Below are 18860 nucleotides of genomic sequence, written 5' to 3' on the forward strand. Positions count from 1 at the left end.
GAGATTTTTGTGGGGGCTTCAGTCCGTCCCCCCTTGGTGGAGGATTTTCCTCAAGCCGCCAGCGGGTAGGGCTTGATCTCGCCGTTGAGGTACTGGTTGCGCGCCTTGGCGCGCGAGAGCTTGCCCGAGCTGGTACGAGGCAAGGTGCGCGGGGGAACCAGTTCGATCACGCAGTTCATGCCGGTGACGGTGCGGACGCGCTCGCGGATCTCGTCGCGGAGGCGAACGCGTTCCTCTTCGTCCGAGGTGCGGCACTGGACGAGCACTGCCGGTGTCTCTTCGCCGCCGGGGGTGGTGATCGCGAAGGCCGCGACGTCGCCCTGCTTGAACGCCGGCAGCTGCTCCACGGCCCATTCGATATCCTGGGGCCAGTGGTTCTTGCCGTTGATGATGATCATGTCCTTCGCCCGGCCGACGATGTAGATATAGCCGTCCGAGAGATAGCCCATGTCGCCGGTATCGAGCCAGCCATCGACCAGGCACGCATCGGTCGCTTCCTGATCGCGGAAATAGCCGACCATCACGCTGGGGCCACGGCACCAGACCTTGCCGATCGCCTTGTCGGGAAGCGGCGTGCCGTCTTCCTCGCGGACCTGTATCTCCATGTCGCGTGCGGCCTTGCCGCAATTGACGATGGCGCGGTAGCGCTGCGGCCGGTCGGCGCGCGAGACGCCGCCGGAGAGCTGGGTTTCCTCGACGAGCTCGACCTGGATGCCTTCGCCCGGGGGCATGATCGACACCGCCAGCGTTGCTTCGGCGAGGCCGTAGCTGGGCACGAACGAGCTGGCCTTGAATCCGGCATCGGCGAAGGCATCGACAAACGCCTGCATCACGTCCGGGCGGATCATGTCGGCGCCATTGCCGGCGACGCGCCAGCGGCTGAGATCGAAACGATCGCTCGCCTTGGTCTGGCTCGACATGCGGCGCGCGCAGATATCGTAGCCGAACGTCGGTGAATAGCTCATCGAGGTGCCGGGATTGCGGCTGATCAGATCGAGCCACGCCAGCGGACGGCGAGCGAAATCCTCGGTCTTGAGATAGTCGCACGAGACCTGGTTTGCGATCAGGCCGAGCAGGCAGCCGACCAGCCCCATGTCATGATACCAGGGTAGCCACGAGACGACACGGTCACCCTCTTGCAGATGCATGCCGTGCGAGTGCGACGACAAATTGTGGAGCAGGGCGTTGTGGGTGATCGCCACGCCGTGCGGGAAGCGAGTCGAACCGCTCGAATATTGCAGATAGGCGATGTCGAACGTGTCGGCCTTGGGCAACTCGGCCTCGGGCGCCTCGCGAGCCGTGAACGCGTCCCACGCGATCCCTTCGACACCGCAAAGACGCGAAGCCTCGGCGCACATCGCGCCGATCTCGGGCGGATAGATCAGCATCAGCGGATCGCTGCTCTTCAGCTGCACCGACAGCTGATCGATATAGCTTTGCGCGCCGCCAAAGCTGGTCGGCAGCGGCAGCGGCACTGGCCAGGCGCCGGCATAGACCGCGCCGAAGAACAGGGACGCGAAGTCCGGGCCGGTCTCGGCGATCAGCGCGATGCGATCCTGCGGCTTGACGCCGGCGGCGATCAACCGGTGCGCCTGGGCCAGCGCGTCAATGCGCAGCTCGGAGAAGGGGTAAGGGCGCACGAGCGTGCCGCGCGCATCGTGGAAATTGAGCCCACGCACGCCTTGTGCGGCATAGTCCAGCGCTTCGCCCAGTGTGGGGAAGTCGGCCAGAATACGCGGCAGTGTGTCGTCAGTCGGCGTCGGGACCGGCTTTGCCTGGTCCGCGCTGGTCTCGTGCGATCCCGAAACTTGCAAATTCATTCTTTTGTCCGTGCCCCTGTCTAAAGGCTTGTCGTGCCCCCACGACGCAAAAACTCGTTTCAGCCTCTGCAATGCACTATCGTTCAAAATCCGTTGCCACTGTGGCACAATCATGGCGCATGCGCCGCAGCAAACGTCCTCTCGAGCCCCTCAAGGCTTCCGATCTCGAATGGTTCGCCCTTCGCTATGTCGAGCGCTACGCCACCACGCGGGGCAAGCTAAGCGACTATCTTCGCAGAAAGATCCGTGAACGCGGATGGGGCGGCGAGGCGCAGCCCGATCCGGAAGCGCTCGCTCAGCGCATGGCCGATCTCGGCTATGTCAACGATCGCGCCTATGCCGAGAGCAAGGCGGGGGCGATGGGGCGGCGCGGCATGGGTGCCCGGCGCGTGAACCAGGCGCTGCATTTCGACGGGATCCGGAGTGAGGACGCCGAGGCGGTGGCGCCGATCATTCAGGAGAATACCGCCGCCAGCGCGATCGCCTTCGCCCGGCGCAAGCGGATCGGGCCCTATGCCCGCGAGGCGGCGGACCGGCCTTCGCGGGAAAAGCAACTGGCGGCGATGATTCGTGCCGGGCACGCCCCCGATCTCGCGCGCAAGCTGGTGCGCATGATGCCGGGCGACGACCCCGAAGCATTGCTCCAATCCGATTAGGATCGAATCGCACAAAGACATTCCATTTATGGAAAATCTCATGTTAAAGTTGTTCGTTGGGGGACAATGAAAATGGGTGCTGACCCGCAGCTTGTGTCGAGAGACATCGCCGTGGAGACGCCGGTAAATGATGCGTTCGATGCCGACCAGGCGTCAGAGGGGCTAGTTTATTCGGGCGTCGTCAAATGGTTCGATGTCACCAGGGGCTTTGGTTTTGTCGTCGCGGACGATGACAGCGTCGGCGATATCCTGATCCATTTCACCGTGCTGCAGGAGCATGGCCGCCGCAGCCTGCCCGAAGGCGCGCGGGTGGAATGCACTGCCGTGCAGCGCAACCGGGGCTTGCAGGCGAAGGAGATCAAGTCGATCGATCTGAGCCATGCGGTCGAGGCGCCCAGGCGCCCGGCCGATCGCGCCGACCGGCTCGAAATGATCGCCGCGGCGGGTCCGTTTGAGCCGGTCGAGGTGAAATGGTTCAATCGGCTGAAGGGCTATGGATTCCTGGTGCGCGCAAGCGACTCGGCGGATATATTCGTCCATATGGAGACGTTGCGGCGCGCCGAGATCGAAGAGATCGAGCCGGGCCAGCCCCTGCGGGCGCGCATCGTCGATGGCGATAAGGGACCGCTCGCGGTAGCGGTCGAAAGGACCGGCTGAACATCATGGTTTCGAAGCGTGGAATTACGGCAGCGCTTGCCGCGCTGATCTTGCTCGGCAATGCGGCGTGCAAGAATGACGCGGGCGCCAGTACCAGCGCCGAGCAGGCCGCGCCCAAGGTTCAGGTGACGATCCAGTCGAGCGGCGGCGCTCGGGTATTCAATGTCGATGTCGCGCGCAGTCCAGCGGAGCAGGAGCGCGGGCTGATGTTTCGCACCAACATCCCGGCCGATGGCGGCATGATCTTCACACCCTACCCGGCCGAGGGCGGCGGCCCGCGTGAGGCGAGCTTCTGGATGAAGAACACGCCGAGCCCGCTCGACATCATCTTCATTCGCCCCGACGGCACGATCGCGCATATCGCGGAGAACACCGTGCCCTATTCGGAGGAGCCGGTGAAATCGGGCGAGCCGGTCAACGCGGTGCTGGAGATCAACGGCGGCAAGGCGGCCGAACTGGGGATCGCGCCGGGCGATAAGGTCAGCTGGCCGGGGCAGGGGCGGTAGGGCTGTCGGTCTTGCAATGCGGGATTTCGCCTGCTTGGCTCGGAGCCCGGCGTCGTCTTGACGGCCGCGACGCCGTTCTTTGACATCGCTGGCTGGGACACCCATGGTCAGTGCGAACATTGGGAACATTCGCGAGCGCAACGGCAAGCCAATTTGATTGCCTCCGTTTGTGCCCCGCGCTAATCGCCCGGCATGGGTATCTTCAAGAATATCTTCACCTGGTGGGAAGGCGCCACGTTCGGCACCTGGGTTGGCCTGCGCGGCAAGGAGCGGGTGGGCGAGGACGCGTTCGGCAATGTCTATTGGCAAGGCGGCAGTGACATGCACGGAATGCCGCGCCGCTGGGTGATGTATGCCGGCTCCAACGACGCCAGCCGGGTGCCGCCGGAATGGTTCAGCTGGCTGCACCATCAGATCGACGAAGCCCCCGATGCCGCGCTGCCCGCGCCGCGCGCCTGGGAAAAGCCCCCCGAGCCCAATCTGACCGGTACGGAGCTGGCCTATCGTCCGCCCGGCGCGCTGGAAAAGGGCGCGCGCCGTGCCGCCGCGACCGGCGATTACGAGGCATGGACCCCCGGCGCATGAAGTTGCGCGGCCCGCACGCCGCGGCCCTGCTGGCGCTGGCGCTCGGGGCTTGTACCGGCGGCGGCGGAGGCAACAATGCCGCGGCCGACGAGGTCGTGACGACCGGCAATGCCAGCGCGGAGGGCCCCGAAGTGATCGCGGTGCGCCCCGATGGCAGCACCGAAGACGCTTCCGCGACACCGATGGCCGAGCGCGAGGCGGTGCTCGGCATCCTCAACAAGCGCAACGGCGTGACCCGCGAGTTCAAGCTCAAGCCGGGTCAGGCGGCGCGGATCGATAATGTGATCGTCCATCTGCGCGCCTGCGAGAAGACAGCACCGTGGGAGAATGAGCAGCTTACCGGCGCGTTCGTCCAGGTCGATATCGAACAGCTCGACAAGAAATGGCTGCGCGTCTTCTCGGGCTGGCTGTTCAAGGAGCGCCCGGCGCTCAACGTCGTCCAGCACGCAATCTACGATGTCTGGCCCAAGAGCTGTGCGATGACCTTCAAGGATAGCGGGCCGGATACCGTCGCGGCGCCTTCCGGCGCTGGCGCGGCGTCGCGATCGAGCGCGAAAAAATCGCCGGCCACGGATGGCGCCCCTTCGGCAAGCCCGGCCGAGCCGGCGCCTAGCGCGCCGTCCAGCAACGCGACATAGTCGTCGCGCAGTATCTCGACCGCGCCTAGCGTGGCGAGGTGATCGGTCTGGAACTGGCAATCGAGCAAGGTGAAGCCGCCGGCCTTCAACCGGGCGACGAGGTGCGCGAAGGCGACCTTGGATGCGTCACGGACCCGCGTGACCATCGACTCGCCGAAAAAGGCGCGGCCAAGCGCGAGGCCGTATAGTCCGCCCGCCAGCCGGTTGCCGTCCCAGCATTCGATCGAATGGGCGAAACCGCGGCGGTGCAACTCGACGAAGACGCGCTCGATCGGGCCGTTGATCCAGGTGTCCGGACGATCCCGCGCGGACTCCGCGCAAAGCTGCATGATTCGCTGGAATTCGGTGTCGACGGTTACCCGGAACCGGTTCGACAGGATCGTCTTTCTGAGTGAGCGTGAAAGATGGAAATGGTCGAGCGGCAGCACCCCGCGCAATTTGGGCTCGACCCAATAGACGCTCGCCGCAAGCCGGTGATCGGCCATCGGAAACACACCCATCGCATAGGCGCGGAGCACGAGATCGGGATCGAGCTCCAGATGCGGGGGTAGGGGGTGGCTCATCGTTTCATCCGTGAAACGCAGGCTGGCATGAAAAGGGGCCGGCGAGAATGCCCGCCGGCCCCGAAAATTATCCGGATGGCTGAACCGATCAGGCGTGGCAGGTGCGCGTGCCCTGGTTCGGCGTGACGACCGTCGCGCTCTTCGAGGTGCCGGTGATCTTGTAGCCGCCGTCCGCGACATAGGGCTCGCCGGCGTTCGCGGCCTTGAGCGTGGTCGCGGCGCCGCCCTTGACGGTACGCAGCAGGGCCATCTTGTCGCCCTGGAAGAAATCGACATAGACGAGGCTGTTGTCGCCGCAGCGCATCGCCACCGATGCCGCGATCGCGGGCGGAAGCTCGACCTTGGGTGCGTTTTTCAGCGCTTCCGCCTGGGGATCCGGAGCGATGGCGCTGACTTCCTCGGGCTTGTTTTCATTACAGGCCGCAAGCGACAGGAGCGCGGCGGCGGCGGCGAAAATTGGGCTTTTGTTCATAGCGAAACCGGTTTCTCCGACAGGACAGGAATCGTCAAGCGATTCGGGATATAAAGTCACATTCTTTTTGTGCGACGCGGTATAGCTTTGCTAATGTTTCGTCAGCGTGAATCGCCTGCGTCTATTCGTGGAATTCGCGCATTTCCGGGATGCGTCCAAAGGCGATTGTTGTGCCGGCGTGGTCGATTCTGCCGCCGTGCAGCGGGCCGATCATGCGCTGGGCGGCCGGTTTCAGCGAGGCGGCGGACGGCCGTCGAGGGGAGGATGATGAAGCCGCCTTGGACGCGGGAACCTCTGACCCGGACACCGCTTGACCGCCAGCGGGGTGGCGCCCACGTTTCGGTGAAATGAGGGAAAACCAATGCGCGCGATATCGATTGCCATGGTGCCGATGCTGTTGCTTGGAGGTTGCGGCGGATCGGATGAGGCGGCCAGGCAGGGCGAGAATGTAACGCTCGATCCGGCGGTGCTGCTGCCCAAGCCGACTGCGACCAGCCTGGCGGGCGTCGATTTCGGCAAGCGCGTCGAGGCGTTCGGGACCGAGCCCTATTGGTTGCTCGGCATCGAGCCCGGCAAGATCGAGTTCGAGGATTATGGCGCCAGGGACGGCGCCAAGATCATATGGTCTGTCCAAGCGCCGAAGATCGCCGGTACCGTCGCGGTGATCGAAACGCGGACCGCCAAGGGCGAGGCGGTGACGATTACGCTTTCGGGCGAGAGTTGCCTTGAGGTTGGCGGGGAGAAGCAGACGCTGCCGCTCAGGGCGGTAGTGAAGATCGGCGCAAGGACGCTGACGGGATGCGCGGGGCAAAAGCTCGACGGGGCGAGGGCCGAAGAGGCCGACAATGCCGTGTCGGCGACCGCGGACAATGCCGGTATCTAGAGGAAGGCCCTGAGCGCCTGCCATGCGGGCAGCTTGGCTGCGAGTCCGACCGTATGGAGCGGGCTGCTCGAGGGCAGGGCGACGATCTCGTAGCGTGCCGCCGTGGCGCTGAGCTGCTTCATGCCGTGTTTGAGTGCGGTCCCGCCATTGAAGGCGATCGCGCGGAGATCGGGAAGCGTGATGGCCAAGGCGGCAATGTCATGGCCTTTCACATCGCGGATCGCGGCGTCGGTGCTGCCGGGGCGGGTGGCGCTGGCGACAACGTCCCACAAACCGATATGCGTTTTGAGCAGTGCCGCCAGCCGGGTTTCATAGGGAAGGGCGGCGAGGTCGCAGCCGGCGGCGGCCGAGATCAGCTGCCAGAACTGGTTTTGCGGATGCGCGTAATAGCGTCGTTCGGCCAGCGAGCGCTCGCCGGGAAGCGAGCCGAGCACGAGCAGGCGGACACGGGCATCGACGATAGGTGGAAAGCTGTGCTTGCGCGATTCCATGCTGCTGCGATAGCCTTGGCGCATGGCCCGCACCATCACCACCTATCGCGAATTCTGGCCCTTTTATCTGCGCGAGCATTCGAAGCCGCAGACCCGGGCGCTGCATTATATCGGCACCGTGCTCAGTCTGTGGTTCCTGCTGATCGCGGCGGGTACCGGCGGCTGGTGGTGGCTGCTGGTGCCGCTTGCGGGATATGGCTTCGCCTGGGCGGCGCATTTCGGCGTCGAGAAGAACCGTCCGGCGACCTTCACCTATCCGCTCTGGTCACTGCTTTCAGACTACAGGATGTTCTTCCTCTGGCTGTTCGACCGGCTGGGCCCGCACCTGAAGCGGGCCGGGGTTACTCGATAACGACCTTTATCCGATCGAGCTTGGCGCGCACCTTCTCCAGCGCCGCCCTGGTCTCGCGCTCGATCGTGCCGTCCATCGCCCGCTTGACGGCGGGGTCGCTCATGATGCCTTCGACATATTTGTCGGCGCGCGCCGAGATGGCCTTGGACATGGCGCGGACCTCGGGATCGTCGATCTTCCTGCCATCGGCGCATTTCAGCACGCCATCGTTGATCGAGATATTGTGGCCGTCCCAATCGGCGGCGTAGCCGCACTTCGCGGCGATCAGGGCCTTGTCGGCCTTGGTGACGATTGGATCCTGGCGTTCGCCTGCCGCCCTGATCGCGGCGCCAAGGCCGTCTTCATGATGGAACGGGGCGGTGGCCGGCGCTGTCGCAAGCATGGTCGCGCCGAGCGCTGCGAGCGCCGCTGCGGCATAGGTGAAAGTGGGCATGTCCTCTCCTCGAACTAATTGACTACAAATGTAGTCGTGAGTCGCGGGCGGGTCAAGACGCTGCCGGATTCCGGGTTGGCGGGCGACAAGCATCGCTTGCTTGCCGAGCGTGGCACTGCGCCCCTATCTAGTCGCCATGCACACGACACCCGATACGCTGGCGCTGATTGGCAATACTCCGCTGGTTCGGCTGAAAGGGCCAAGCGAAGCGACCGGCTGCGAGATCTACGGCAAATGCGAGTTCGCCAATCCCGGTGCTTCGGTAAAGGATCGTGCCGCGCTCTACATCGTCGAGGATGCCGAGGCGCGCGGTGCGATCGAACCGGGCGGGACGATCGTTGAAGGGACCGCGGGCAATACCGGAATCGGATTGGCGCTGGTCGCCAACGCCAAAGGCTACAAGACGATCATCGTCATGCCCGAGACGCAATCGCGCGAGAAGATGGACACGCTGCGGGCATTGGGTGCGGAACTCGTGCTGGTGCCGGCCGCGCCTTACTCCAATCCCGGCCATTTCGTGCACACCTCGCGGCGGATCGCCGAGGAGACGCCCAATGCGGTGTGGGCCAACCAGTTCGATAACATCGCCAATCGCCGCGCCCATATCCAGGGTACGGCCGAGGAGATCTGGGAGCAGATGGAGGCTCGCATCGATGGCTTCACCTGTTCGGCCGGCACCGGCGGCACGATCGCGGGCGTCGGACTGGGGCTCAAGGCCAAGGACGAGAAAGTCTGTATCGCGCTGACCGACCCGCATGGTGCCGCGCTTTACGAATATTATGCCTGTGGCGAGCTGCGCGCCGAAGGATCGTCGGTTGCCGAGGGGATCGGGCAGGGGCGGATCACCGCCAATCTCGAGGGCGCGCCGATCGATATGCAATTCCGGGTCTCGGATGCCGAGGGAATGGAGTGGGTCAGCCGGCTGTTGAGTGAAGAAGGGCTGTGCCTTGGGCTATCCTCGGGAATCAACGTTGCCGGCGCGGTTCGGCTGGCGCGGCAATTGGGCTCGGGAAAACGCATCGTCACTATCTTGTGCGACACCGGATTCCGTTATCTTTCAACGCTCTATAATGGCGAGTGGCTGAAGGCCAAGGGGCTTCCCGTCCCGGAATGGCTCGCGGCGAGCTGAGGCTTATCCTCGACAAGCTGCCGTTAACGCGTTACTTTTATGCCACAGGTATGAAGTCGGGATCGCATCAGGACTCTGCCCAGGCGATGCAGCGTGTTCGGGTCGGAATGACCGGATTGCTGATCGTGCTGGTATTGATCGGGCTGGCCAGCGCGATCTTTTCTTCGGCAAACCGGGATGTGCCGGTGGCCGCCATTGGCGCGCCCAACGCATCCGTCGTCGCCAACATGATCGACGGCAGCCAGAACAGCACCACCGAAAAGGGCAAGGACGAGCCGCTCGCCGAAATGGGCGTGACCCCGAGCACGGGCGCGACCGAAGCCGTCGATGCCGCCAAGATCGCGCGCCAGCAACAGGCTGCGCGGCAGGGACAGCATTAACCAGATCCATCCATTTTAGCGGCGACTCGCAGGGTTTCTGCGGTTTTCCGAATGCTTGCCGCGATGCATGGATGCACGTGTGCTGTTATGATGCCGGCACGATAAATCGGGGATTTGCCGCCACTTGCGCCGGATTTGTGGGCGGAAGCGGGATTTTGCCCCGCTATTCGGCAATTGCACCTGGCACAGGCTATTCAGACGAGAAGCGAGGAAAACTAACCAAGAACAAATGCTGACTCTATTGAAAACATCACGTTTTTTTGGCAAAAAGTGGGGGATTTTCCCGTGAAATCCCCGTTTCACCCATTGTGTCCCCGAGCAGCTGTGGTAAACCACAATGCTTAAGAGGGGGCACACCCTTTCGCCGTCGGGGATCGCGCCGGAAGACAGCTGAAAAAGCTGATTCCGGAGACGGAAGAGTTGTGCCCGCACTGGGGTGGTGGCGTGGCGACAAGGGAGCTCTTCGAGGGATTTGCGCTTCAGGCGGTCGATCAGAAGGGTCGCGTCGCCATTCCCGCAGACCTGCGCGCAGCCGCTGAGCGCAATTCCGATATTCGCCAGATCGTTGTCGGCGCCCATCCGTTCGACCCTTGCCTTTCGGCGCACGACCTCAGCTGGTCCAAGGAAAAATACGATCGCATCGACATGCGTCCGCAGGTCGATGGCGCGCTTGGCGAGCAGGCTGACGTCCGCGCCAAGCGCAAGGCGTTCGGTCTGGTCGAAAAGGCGCCGTTCGATGACAGTGGCCGCTTCGTCATTCCTCCCTTCTTCCGCGCCAAGGCCGGCATCGACAAATGGGCGCTGTTTTATGGCAGCGGCGAAACGTTCGACATCTGGTCGCCCGAGCGACTGATGAACGCGAAGGACGTCGATCCCGCTCTGCGCGAGATCTGCGAATATCTCTGCCAGACGAAGGGGGTGAAGCTGTGAGCTCCGCCTCTCAATCCCATATTCCGGTGCTGCTCGACGAGGTCGTCGACGCGCTCGCCATTGTGCCCGGCGAGCTGCATGTCGACGCGACCTTCGGTGCGGGCGGCTATACCAACCTGATCCTCGAGCGGGGTGCCGAGGTGGCCGCTTTCGATCGTGACCCCCGAGCGATCGAGAGCGGCCAAAAAATTGTGTCCGCCGCGGGTGGGCGCCTGACGCTGATCGAGGCGCCGTTCAGCCAGATGGAGGGCGAACTTGTCGAGCGTGACATGGTGCCGGTCGACGGCGTGACGATGGATATCGGCGTCTCGTCGATGCAGCTCGACCAGGCCGAGCGCGGCTTCTCGTTCCAGCAGGACGGCCCGCTCGACATGCGGATGTCGGCCGAGGGTATGACCGCCGCCGAGTGGCTGAACGAGGCCGATGAGGGCGAAATCGCCGATGTGCTCTACAATTTCGGGGACGAGCCCCGCTCGCGCCGGGTGGCTCGCGCCATCGTCTCCGCGAGACCCCTTACGCGGACTTCCGAGCTCGCAAACGTGGTTAGGAAGGCGTTAGGACATAAGGCGCACGACAAGAAGGACCCGGCGACGAGGACCTTTCAGGCGGTGCGCATTTTTATCAACCGTGAGCTGGACGAACTGGCCGAAGGGCTGGCGGCGGCGGAGCGCGTGTTGAAGCCGGGCGGGCGGCTGGCGGTGGTGACGTTCCACAGCCTTGAAGACCGTCTGGTCAAGCGCTTCCTCCGGGAGCGCAGCGGCAGTGAGCCGGCCGGCTCGCGCCATCTTCCGGCAAAGGCCGCCAAGGCCGAGCCCAGTTTTGAAACTCCCGCCAAGGCGATCCGCCCGGGCGAGGAGGAAGTCGCGCGTAATCCCCGCGCCCGTTCGGCGACTCTCCGCGTGGCGCGGCGGACGTCGGCTGCGGCGTGGGCGAGTGAAGGAGTAAACTGATGGCGGTTCAGGGGTTCAAGGGGCTGGGCTGGTTCCTCTGCGGCGTGATCGTTGCGCCCGCCTGCTACATGGTGAACTCGCACGGCGCCGCCGAGCGCGGCAAGCTCGACGCGATGAAGGCGGCGATCGTCCAGGCGCAGAAGGACATTCGCGGGCTAGAGACCGAATTCGACACCCGCGCCAACCTCGCCCAGCTCCAGCGCTGGAACGGCGACGTGCTGGCGATGGCCGCGCCGGCGCCGCAGCAATATCTGGCGAGCGAGGAAGCGCTTGCCGATCTCGACCGTCCCGCCGAAGTGCAGATGGCGTCGCTGGTGGTCCCGGCTGGCACGCGTGTTGAACCGGCGCCCGCAGTGGTGATGACGGCGGCAGCCGAGCCGGTGCATAGCCCGGGCAATGACAAGAGCGCGGCGCAGCAGGACAAGGAGTTGCGCAGCCTGATGAAAAAGGCCGACAGGAGCGCGGTGGCGATGGTCGACAGGAGCATCCTGAGTGCGTCGACGATGAACGACCTTCAGCAGCTGGCGGCGCGCGAGAAGAAGTCGCTGCGTTGATCGTCGTCGTCGCCCCGCCCGCGCGTGCACGCGGCTCGGGCGGCGCCCGGCAGGCGCTTGTCGCCGTGGCTCAGGTGCGGCTGATGATCCTGTCGCTGCTGTTCGGCTTCGGATCTCTGCTGGTGATCGGCAAGCTGGCATTGCTGGCGTTGTGGGCGGAGCCCGCGACCGCGCGCGATCTGGCGGCGACGCTGGTACCGCCGCGTGGCGACATCGTCGATCGCAACGGTGCGCCTCTGGCGCGCTCGATCGACGCCTGGGCGATCGCCGTGCATCCCAATCAGGTGATCGGCGACAAGGGCGCGCTGGCGCAGAAACTCGCCGAGATGTTCCCGGAAAAGACGGCCGGCTCCTATTACGCACTGCTCAATTCGGGCGGCAACTTCGCCTGGCTCAAGCGCCGCGCGCTTCCCGAAGAGGTCAACGCGGTCAACGCGTTGGGCGAGCCGGCGATCGAATTCCAGCGCGAGCCCGAGCGGCTCTATCCGCAATCCGAAATGGCCGCGCATGTCCTCGGCTATCTCGACGATCAGGGACGCGGCATCTCCGGCATGGAGAAGGTGCTCGAGGCGCAGCTGACGGACCCGACGCGGCGCGGCAAGCCGGCGGTGCTTTCGGTCGATGCCCGCGTCCAGGCTGCGCTTGAGAACGAGCTCGGCAACGCGATGACGGTGTTCCAGGCGCGCGGCGCCGCGGGCGTGATCCTCGATGTTTCCACCGGCGAAGTGATGGCTATGGTCTCGCTGCCAAGCTTCAATCCCAACAAGCTCCAGGGTCCGCCGCCGCGCAACAACGTCACGCAGAGCGTCTATGAGCTCGGCTCGACCTTCAAGCCGATCGCGGTGGCCGCGGCGATCGAGTCCGGCGTCATCACTTCGATGTCGCGCCGCTTCGACGCCACCCAGCCAATCCAGGTCGGGCGCTTCAAGATTCGCGACGATCCCGGCGACGAGCAGTTCCGCTGGCTCAACATCCCCGAGACCCTGATCTATTCGTCCAACATCGCCACGGCGCGCATCGCCGACGAGATCGGCGCCGAGCGGCTGCAGAATATCTTCAGGCAACTGGGCTTTGGCGACCGGCCGGCGATCGAGCTGATGGACAAGGCGCGGCCGCTCTGGCCGAGCTTCTGGGCGCGGACCACGGTGATGACCACGGCCTATGGGCATGGCATCGCGGTGACCCCGCTGCATCTCGCCAACGCCTACGCGACCATGGTGAATGGCGGCATCGCCCGCCCCGCGACCTTGTTCAAGGTCGAGCCGGGCAAGGCGGTGGCTGGCACGCGGGTGCTGAGCGAGGACACCAGCTACCGGATGCGCCAGCTGCTGCGGCTGATCGTGCTGAAGGGCACCGGGCGCAATGGCGAGGCCAAGGGCTATCGGATCGGCGGCAAGACCGGCACCGCCGAGGCGGCCTCGGGTGGTGGTTACGACAAGAGCAGGAATGTTTCGACGTTCGCGGTGGCTTTCCCCATCGATGCGCCGCGCTATGTGATGGTCGCCATGCTCGATTCTCCCAAGGCCAATGCCCAGACGCCGCGCACTACCGCTGCATGGACCGCCGCGCCGGTCGTCGCCCGCGTCGTCAGCCGCACCGGAACGATCCTCGGCGTCGCTCCTGATGAAAGGCGCGACATCGATGAGAGCGAACTGCTCCCGCTGATCTGGAGCGGGCCCCAGCCCAAGAAGGGTGCCGAATGAAACTGGGGGCGCTGACGGGGAACAGCGAAACCGCCATCGTCACGGGTTTCGCGATTGATCATCGCAAGGTCGCGCCGGGAACGGTCTTCGGTGCGTTTCAGGGCATGCAGGTCAATGGCGAAGACTTTATTCCCGCCGCGATCAAGGCCGGGGCGGTGGCGATCGTGGCGCGGCCCGAAGTGATCGTCGACGGCGCGCTGCATATTGCTTCGGACAATCCGCGCGAGATGTTCGCGGCGCTCGCCGCCAAATTCTTCGCGCCGTTCCCCGAGACCGCGGTCGCGGTGACCGGTACCAACGGCAAGACCTCGACCGTCGAGATGACCCGTCAGCTGTGGCGAATGGCGGGCAATCATGCCGCCTCGATCGGTACGTTGGGAGTCACGACCTCGGACGAGAGCATCACGACCGGACTGACTACACCCGACATTGTGACCTTCCTCTCCAATGTCGCCGGACTGGCGCGGGAAGGCGTGACGCACGTCGCGTTCGAGGCTTCGTCGCATGGCCTGTCGCAATATCGCACCGAAGGTCTGCCGGTGAAAGCCGCCGCCTTTACCAATCTCAGCCGCGACCACCTCGACTACCATGGCGACATGGCCGCCTATTTCCACGCCAAGCTGCGGCTGTTCGCCGATGTGCTGGCGGTAGACGGCACGGCGGTGGTTTGGGCGGACGATCCCAATTCCCCGCGCGTCGAGGAACTGGCGCGGGCGCGGGGCAATAAGCTGATCACCGTCGGCGAACATGGCGAGACGTTGCGGCTGGTCGGGCGCGACCCGAGCCTGCTCGGCCAGAAGCTGACCATCGAAGCCGATGGATCGACCTATGAAGTGATGCTGCCGTTGATCGGCGCATATCAGGCCGCGAACGCGCTGACCGCGGCGGGGCTGGTGATCGCGACGGGCGGCGATACGGCCACGACCATCGCCAATCTCGCCCGACTCCAGCCGGTGCGCGGGCGGCTCGAACGCGCGGTAATCACCCAGAGCGGCGCGCCGGTTTATGTCGATTACGCCCACACCCCCGATGCGCTGGAGGCGGCGATTGCCGCGCTCAAGCCGCATACGTCGGGCCGGTTGATCCTGATGTTCGGTGCCGGCGGCGACCGCGATACCGGCAAGCGCGAGCCGATGGGGCAGGCGGCCGCCGCAGGCGCCGATGTGGTGATCGTCAGCGATGACAATCCGCGTTCCGAAGACCCAGCCGCGATCCGTGCCGAAATATTGAAGGGCGCGCCGGATGCGATCGAGATCGGCGGGCGCCGCGAGGCGATTGCCGCGGCGATTGCGATGGCCGAGACGGGCGACATCGTCCTGCTCGCCGGCAAGGGGCATGAGCAGGGCCAGATCGTCGGTGACCGCGTGTTGCCGTTCGACGATGTCAGCGTGGCGCGGGAGTGCGCGGCATGAGGCTCTGGACCTCAGACGAGATCGCTACCGCCACCGGCGGCACAGCGAGCGAGGATTTTGAAGTTTCGGGGGTCACGTTCGACTCTCGCGAGGTCGGCCCTGGCGACCTGTTCCTGGCTCTGAAGGGGGAGACCAGCGATGGTCACCGCTATCTGGACCAGGCATTCGGCCAAGGGGCTGCGGGTGCGGTGGTTCACTCCCATCAACCATCGCACCCGCACGTATTGGTGGCGGACACCAGCGCCGCGCTCGATGCGCTGGGCAAGTCCGCCCGGGCGCGGATGGGTGGCAAGGTGATCGGGGTTACCGGATCGGCGGGGAAGACCGGCACCAAGGAGGCGCTGTTCGCCGCGCTCGACCGGATCGAGCCGGGTTACGCGCACCGCTCGGTCAAGAGCTACAACAACCATGTCGGCGTGCCGCTGAGCCTGGCGCGGATGCCCCGCACGGCGCTATTCGGCGTGTTCGAGATGGGGATGAACCATGCCGGCGAGCTGGCGGCGCTGACCCAATTGGTCCGCCCCCATGTCGCGGTCGTCACCACGATCGCTCCGGCGCATATGGGCTTCTTCAAGGACGAAAGCGCCATCGCCGACGCCAAGGGCGAGATTTTCGCGGGCCTTGAGCCGGATGGAACGGCGATCATTCCCTATGACAACCCGCACCGAGATCGGCTGATCGCCGCCGCCAGGCCCCATGCCGCGCAGATTGTCACCTTCGGGACCAGCAAGGACGCCGATGTCCATGTGCTGGAATCGATGCGCGCGCGGGCAGGAGGCACGTTCATCACCGCCAAGGTCCGCGATCGCGAGCTGAGCTTCACGCTGTCGCAGCCGGGCGAGCATTGGGTTTCCAACGCCATGGCGATCCTCGCCGCGGTGCAGGCGGTGGATGGCGATCTCGAGCTGGCCGGTCTCGCGCTGGCGGAGTTGGGCGGGCTCACCGGCCGCGGCGCGCGCATCCATATCGCTGCCGGCGTCGGCGAAGCGCTGCTGATCGACGAGAGCTACAACGCCAATCCCGCCTCGATGCGCGCGACGCTGCAGGTGCTGGCGCACGAGCCGGGCCGCAAGATCGCGGTGCTCGGCGAAATGCGCGAACTGGGCGAGCATTCTGAGGCGTTCCATGCCGAATTATCGGGCCCGATCGAAGCGGCTGCGGTGGATTATGCGATCCTGGTGGGCGAGGCGATGGCCCCGCTCGCCGAAGCGCTTGAGGGTCGTATGGATTTCGTCCATGTGGCCGACGCGGCGACAGCCCGCGAACGGCTGGAAGCGGTGCTCGCCCCGGGAGACGCGGTTCTCGTCAAGGGTTCGAACGGCGTGCGGCTGTCGGGGATCGTCGCGGCGCTGACGGAAAGGGCACCTGCCTGATGCTGTATATCATTGCAGAATGGCTGGGCTTTCCGGGCATCTTCAATCTCTTCCGCTATCTCTCGTTCCGCTCCGGCGGAGCGGTGGCGACGGCGCTGCTGATCGGGCTGATCATTGGCCCGAAGTTCATCGGCTGGCTGCGCGTCCGCCAGGGCAAGGGCCAGCCGATCCGCGACGACGGCCCGCAGAGCCACCTCGCCAAGCGCGGCACGCCGACGATGGGCGGCCTGATGATCCTGACCAGTCTGATGCTGTCGGTCCTCCTGTGGATGGACCTCAAGAACCCCTATGTCTGGGCCTGCATGTTCGTGACCTTCGGGTTCGGGATGATTGGCTTCCTCGACGATTACGACAAGGTGCGGAAGGCCAGCACCGCCGGGGTTTCGGGTAAGATGCGGCTGCTCGGGGAGTTCGTCATTGCCGGCATCGCCAGCTGGATCATCGTGTCGCAGAGCAACACCGAGCTCTATGTTCCGTTCTTCAGCTGGATCCACCCGGATATCGGTTATTTCTACATCCCCTTCGCCGCTTTCGTGATCGTGGCCTTCGGCAATGCCGTGAACCTGACCGATGGGCTCGACGGGCTGGCGACGATGCCGGTGGTGATCGCCAGCATGGCGTTCATGCTGATCGTCTATCTGGCCGGCAACAAAATCTACGCGACCTATCTCGGCATCCCGCATGTGCCGGGCGCCGGCGACCTCGCGATCTTCTGCGGGGCGATGATCGGCGGAGGCCTCGCCTTTCTGTGGTTCAATGCGCCGCCGGCGGCGGTGTTCATGGGCGATACCGGTAGTCTTGCACTAGGCGGCGCGCTCGGCGCGATCGCCGTAACCGCACACCACGAACTGGTCCTCGGCATCATCGGCGGGCTGTTCGTGATGGAAGCGCTCAGCGTCATCATCCAGGTGTTCTTCTTCAAGCGCACCGGCAAGCGCGTCTTCAAGATGGCGCCGATCCACCATCATTTCGAGCAGCTCGGCTGGTCCGAGCCCACCGTCGTGATCCGCTTCTGGATCATCGCGTTCGTGCTGGCGCTGGCGGGGCTCGCGACGCTGAAGCTTCGGTGATCTCCACCCGGGCCTGGAGCGGCAAACGCTATGCAGTGCTCGGGCTCGCCCGTTCGGGCTTGGCGACCGTCAATGCGCTGGTCGCGGGGGGAGCGAGCGTGGTCGCCTGGGATTCGAACGAAGTGGCGCGAGCACAGGTCAGGGGCGCCGAACTTGCCGATTCGCTGACGATGGACCTGACCGGGTTCGACGGTGTGGTCGTGTCGCCGGGCGTGCCGCTCAACAGCCATCCGATCCGCGCGCATGCCGCCACCGCACACGTGCCGATCATCGGCGATATCGAGCTGTTTGCCGAAGCGCGCGCCGATCTGCCGGCGCACAAGGTGGTGGGCATCACCGGAACCAACGGTAAATCGACCACTACCGCGCTGATCCATCATATCTGCAACACTGCGGGGTTGCCGACGCTGATGGGCGGCAATATCGGCCTGCCGATCCTCGGCCGTGATCCGTTGGCAGCCGGTGGCGTTTATGTGCTGGAGCTTTCGAGCTACCAGATCGATCTCACCGCCACGCTCGATTGCGACGTCGCGGTGCTGCTCAACATCACGCCGGATCATCTCGATCGCTATGATGGTTTCCAAGCCTATGCCGATTCCAAGGCTCGGCTGTTCGCGATGCAATCGTCCGAGCATGACGCAGTGATCGGCATCGGCGACGCGCCCAGCGCCGCGATTGCGCGGAGCCTGTCGAAGCGTGGCGCGCACCTCACCAAGGTCGCGCCGGGCCTGTGTATGGACCAGTCGCGCTGGCCCGCGCTTCAGGGCCCGCACAACGCCCAGAACGCGCTTGCCGCCATTTCCGCTTGCGAAGCACTTGGGATCGACAAGGCCAGCATCGACAAGGGGCTGGAGACATTCCCCGGCCTGCCGCACCGCATGGAGCGGGTCGCGACCGTGAATGGCGTGCTGTTCGTCAATGACAGCAAGGCGACCAACGCCGACTCCACCGCGCCCGCGCTGTCGGCCTATCCGCGCATCCACTGGATCCTTGGTGGCAAGGCCAAGACCAATGATCTCGACGCCTGCCGTCCGGGATTTCCCCATGTTGTCCGCGCCTATACGATCGGCGAGGCGGGGAGCATGTTCGTGAAGCTGCTCGCCCCCGAAATGTCCGTCGAGGAAAGCGGTACGCTGGAAGCGGCGGTGAAGGCTGCGGCGGCGAATGCCCAGCCGGGCGAGGTGGTGTTACTGTCGCCGGCCTGCGCCTCGTTCGACCAGTTCAAGGATTATGAGGCGCGCGGCGCTGCGTTTCGCGACGCGGTGGCGGCGCTGTGAGCGAGGACGAAGAAGGCAAGGCGCTG

The 18860-nt window shown here is 64.9% G+C and carries 21 protein-coding genes and 1 pseudogene; 17 read left to right on the forward strand and 5 right to left on the reverse strand.

Features of this window, described 5'->3' with window-relative positions; all coding sequences use genetic code 11:
• Window positions 1–50: 50 nt before the first annotated feature.
• On the reverse strand, window positions 51–1820 hold the full coding sequence (locus KF730_RS06400; protein ID WP_294093089.1) for a fatty acyl-AMP ligase: 1770 nt from the start codon (window positions 1818–1820) through the stop codon (window positions 51–53).
• A gap of 119 nt (window positions 1821–1939) precedes the next feature.
• Here KF730_RS06400 and KF730_RS06405 point away from each other — a divergent pair, with 119 nt between their 5' ends.
• The 5 genes and pseudogenes from KF730_RS06405 to KF730_RS17785 all read left to right on the forward strand — a co-directional run.
• Entirely contained in the window at window positions 1940–2476 is a 537-nt protein-coding gene (locus KF730_RS06405) for a RecX family transcriptional regulator (RefSeq protein ID WP_294093091.1), read from the forward strand.
• Between the two features lie 111 nt (window positions 2477–2587).
• Window positions 2588–3133: a cold shock protein gene (locus KF730_RS06410; RefSeq protein ID WP_294093093.1), complete on the forward strand. Its 546-nt coding sequence runs from the start codon at window positions 2588–2590 to the stop codon at window positions 3131–3133.
• Between the two features lie 5 nt (window positions 3134–3138).
• Window positions 3139–3639, forward strand: a complete 501-nt coding sequence (locus KF730_RS06415; RefSeq protein ID WP_294093095.1) for a DUF192 domain-containing protein — start codon at window positions 3139–3141, stop codon at window positions 3637–3639.
• 192 nt (window positions 3640–3831) lie between these two features.
• Complete coding sequence (locus KF730_RS06420; RefSeq protein WP_294093098.1) at window positions 3832–4224, forward strand: NADH:ubiquinone oxidoreductase subunit NDUFA12; 393 nt, start codon at window positions 3832–3834, stop codon at window positions 4222–4224.
• A gap of 182 nt (window positions 4225–4406) precedes the next feature.
• A pseudogene (locus tag KF730_RS17785) lies at window positions 4407–4640 on the forward strand (DUF2155 domain-containing protein); the annotation flags it as partial.
• Between the two features lie 35 nt (window positions 4641–4675).
• Here KF730_RS17785 and aat read toward each other — a convergent pair.
• Together aat and KF730_RS06435 are read right to left on the reverse strand one after the other, a co-directional pair.
• The gene (gene aat / locus KF730_RS06430) at window positions 4676–5425 is read right to left on the reverse strand and encodes a leucyl/phenylalanyl-tRNA--protein transferase (RefSeq protein WP_294093102.1); all 750 of its coding nucleotides are present in this window, start codon (window positions 5423–5425) and stop codon (window positions 4676–4678) included.
• A gap of 88 nt (window positions 5426–5513) precedes the next feature.
• The gene (locus KF730_RS06435; RefSeq protein WP_294093109.1) at window positions 5514–5897 is read right to left on the reverse strand and encodes a hypothetical protein; all 384 of its coding nucleotides are present in this window, start codon (window positions 5895–5897) and stop codon (window positions 5514–5516) included.
• 361 nt (window positions 5898–6258) lie between these two features.
• Here KF730_RS06435 and KF730_RS06440 point away from each other — a divergent pair, with 361 nt between their 5' ends.
• Window positions 6259–6780: a hypothetical protein gene (locus KF730_RS06440; protein WP_294093114.1), complete on the forward strand. Its 522-nt coding sequence runs from the start codon at window positions 6259–6261 to the stop codon at window positions 6778–6780.
• Here KF730_RS06440 and KF730_RS06445 read toward each other — a convergent pair.
• Window positions 6777–7295: a DNA-deoxyinosine glycosylase gene (locus KF730_RS06445; protein ID WP_294093116.1), complete on the reverse strand. Its 519-nt coding sequence runs from the start codon at window positions 7293–7295 to the stop codon at window positions 6777–6779. The genes KF730_RS06440 and KF730_RS06445 overlap by 4 nt on opposite strands.
• Between KF730_RS06445 and KF730_RS06450 the strand changes: the two genes are divergently transcribed.
• Window positions 7294–7623, forward strand: a complete 330-nt coding sequence (locus tag KF730_RS06450) for a DUF962 domain-containing protein (RefSeq protein WP_294093119.1) — start codon at window positions 7294–7296, stop codon at window positions 7621–7623. The two genes, KF730_RS06445 and KF730_RS06450, sit on opposite strands and share 2 nt — an antisense overlap.
• Here the strand turns inward: KF730_RS06450 and KF730_RS06455 are convergent.
• Entirely contained in the window at window positions 7613–8056 is a 444-nt protein-coding gene (locus tag KF730_RS06455; RefSeq protein WP_294093121.1) for a hypothetical protein, read from the reverse strand. The genes KF730_RS06450 and KF730_RS06455 overlap by 11 nt on opposite strands.
• Before the next feature lie 136 nt (window positions 8057–8192).
• On the opposite strand from KF730_RS06455, the gene KF730_RS06460 reads away from it, so the two are divergent.
• From KF730_RS06460 to murD, 10 genes are all read left to right on the forward strand, one after another.
• Window positions 8193–9185, forward strand: coding sequence for a cysteine synthase A (locus KF730_RS06460; RefSeq protein WP_294093123.1), 993 nt, complete (start codon window positions 8193–8195; stop codon window positions 9183–9185).
• Complete coding sequence (locus KF730_RS06465) at window positions 9167–9565, forward strand: hypothetical protein (RefSeq protein WP_294093124.1); 399 nt, start codon at window positions 9167–9169, stop codon at window positions 9563–9565. Before KF730_RS06460 ends, KF730_RS06465 begins: the two co-directional genes overlap by 19 nt.
• Before the next feature lie 444 nt (window positions 9566–10009).
• Window positions 10010–10495, forward strand: coding sequence for a division/cell wall cluster transcriptional repressor MraZ (locus tag KF730_RS06470; RefSeq protein WP_294093125.1), 486 nt, complete (start codon window positions 10010–10012; stop codon window positions 10493–10495).
• The gene (rsmH, locus tag KF730_RS06475; RefSeq protein WP_294093127.1) at window positions 10492–11445 is read left to right on the forward strand and encodes a 16S rRNA (cytosine(1402)-N(4))-methyltransferase RsmH; all 954 of its coding nucleotides are present in this window, start codon (window positions 10492–10494) and stop codon (window positions 11443–11445) included. The genes KF730_RS06470 and rsmH overlap by 4 nt, the downstream gene beginning before the upstream one ends.
• Window positions 11445–11999: a hypothetical protein gene (locus tag KF730_RS06480; RefSeq protein WP_294093129.1), complete on the forward strand. Its 555-nt coding sequence runs from the start codon at window positions 11445–11447 to the stop codon at window positions 11997–11999. The genes rsmH and KF730_RS06480 overlap by 1 nt, the downstream gene beginning before the upstream one ends.
• The gene (locus tag KF730_RS06485) at window positions 11996–13702 is read left to right on the forward strand and encodes a penicillin-binding protein 2 (protein WP_294093131.1); all 1707 of its coding nucleotides are present in this window, start codon (window positions 11996–11998) and stop codon (window positions 13700–13702) included. The genes KF730_RS06480 and KF730_RS06485 overlap by 4 nt, the downstream gene beginning before the upstream one ends.
• On the forward strand, window positions 13699–15114 hold the full coding sequence (locus KF730_RS06490; RefSeq protein WP_294093133.1) for a UDP-N-acetylmuramoyl-L-alanyl-D-glutamate--2,6-diaminopimelate ligase: 1416 nt from the start codon (window positions 13699–13701) through the stop codon (window positions 15112–15114). The genes KF730_RS06485 and KF730_RS06490 overlap by 4 nt, the downstream gene beginning before the upstream one ends.
• On the forward strand, window positions 15111–16487 hold the full coding sequence (murF, locus tag KF730_RS06495) for a UDP-N-acetylmuramoyl-tripeptide--D-alanyl-D-alanine ligase (RefSeq protein WP_294093135.1): 1377 nt from the start codon (window positions 15111–15113) through the stop codon (window positions 16485–16487). The genes KF730_RS06490 and murF overlap by 4 nt, the downstream gene beginning before the upstream one ends.
• Entirely contained in the window at window positions 16487–17557 is a 1071-nt protein-coding gene (mraY, locus tag KF730_RS06500; protein ID WP_294093137.1) for a phospho-N-acetylmuramoyl-pentapeptide-transferase, read from the forward strand. Before murF ends, mraY begins: the two co-directional genes overlap by 1 nt.
• The gene (murD, locus tag KF730_RS06505; protein WP_294093139.1) at window positions 17554–18834 is read left to right on the forward strand and encodes a UDP-N-acetylmuramoyl-L-alanine--D-glutamate ligase; all 1281 of its coding nucleotides are present in this window, start codon (window positions 17554–17556) and stop codon (window positions 18832–18834) included. Before mraY ends, murD begins: the two co-directional genes overlap by 4 nt.
• The last annotated feature ends 26 nt before the right edge of the window (window positions 18835–18860 follow it).

The organism is Sphingomonas sp. (genome assembly GCF_019635515.1).
Classification (GTDB): domain Bacteria; phylum Pseudomonadota; class Alphaproteobacteria; order Sphingomonadales; family Sphingomonadaceae; genus Sphingomonas.

Excerpts from the sequence above, each read along its gene's own strand:
- KF730_RS06460 (WP_294093123.1), top strand. The coding sequence starts at position 8,193 with ATGCACACGACACCCGATACGCTGGCGCTGATTGGCAATACTCCGCTG.
- KF730_RS06400 (WP_294093089.1), bottom strand. The coding sequence starts at position 1,820 with ATGAATTTGCAAGTTTCGGGATCGCACGAGACCAGCGCGGACCAGGCA.
- KF730_RS06490 (WP_294093133.1), top strand. The coding sequence starts at position 13,699 with ATGAAACTGGGGGCGCTGACGGGGAACAGCGAAACCGCCATCGTCACG.
- murF (WP_294093135.1), top strand. The coding sequence starts at position 15,111 with ATGAGGCTCTGGACCTCAGACGAGATCGCTACCGCCACCGGCGGCACA.
- KF730_RS06445 (WP_294093116.1), bottom strand. The coding sequence starts at position 7,295 with ATGCGCCAAGGCTATCGCAGCAGCATGGAATCGCGCAAGCACAGCTTT.
- KF730_RS06435 (WP_294093109.1), bottom strand. The coding sequence starts at position 5,897 with ATGAACAAAAGCCCAATTTTCGCCGCCGCCGCCGCGCTCCTGTCGCTT.
- KF730_RS06455 (WP_294093121.1), bottom strand. The coding sequence starts at position 8,056 with ATGCCCACTTTCACCTATGCCGCAGCGGCGCTCGCAGCGCTCGGCGCG.
- KF730_RS06405 (WP_294093091.1), top strand. The coding sequence starts at position 1,940 with ATGCGCCGCAGCAAACGTCCTCTCGAGCCCCTCAAGGCTTCCGATCTC.
- KF730_RS06415 (WP_294093095.1), top strand. The coding sequence starts at position 3,139 with ATGGTTTCGAAGCGTGGAATTACGGCAGCGCTTGCCGCGCTGATCTTG.
- aat (WP_294093102.1), bottom strand. The coding sequence starts at position 5,425 with ATGAGCCACCCCCTACCCCCGCATCTGGAGCTCGATCCCGATCTCGTG.
- KF730_RS06465 (WP_294093124.1), top strand. The coding sequence starts at position 9,167 with ATGGCTCGCGGCGAGCTGAGGCTTATCCTCGACAAGCTGCCGTTAACG.
- KF730_RS06450 (WP_294093119.1), top strand. The coding sequence starts at position 7,294 with ATGGCCCGCACCATCACCACCTATCGCGAATTCTGGCCCTTTTATCTG.
- KF730_RS06440 (WP_294093114.1), top strand. The coding sequence starts at position 6,259 with ATGCGCGCGATATCGATTGCCATGGTGCCGATGCTGTTGCTTGGAGGT.
- KF730_RS06480 (WP_294093129.1), top strand. The coding sequence starts at position 11,445 with ATGGCGGTTCAGGGGTTCAAGGGGCTGGGCTGGTTCCTCTGCGGCGTG.
- mraY (WP_294093137.1), top strand. The coding sequence starts at position 16,487 with ATGCTGTATATCATTGCAGAATGGCTGGGCTTTCCGGGCATCTTCAAT.
- KF730_RS06420 (WP_294093098.1), top strand. The coding sequence starts at position 3,832 with ATGGGTATCTTCAAGAATATCTTCACCTGGTGGGAAGGCGCCACGTTC.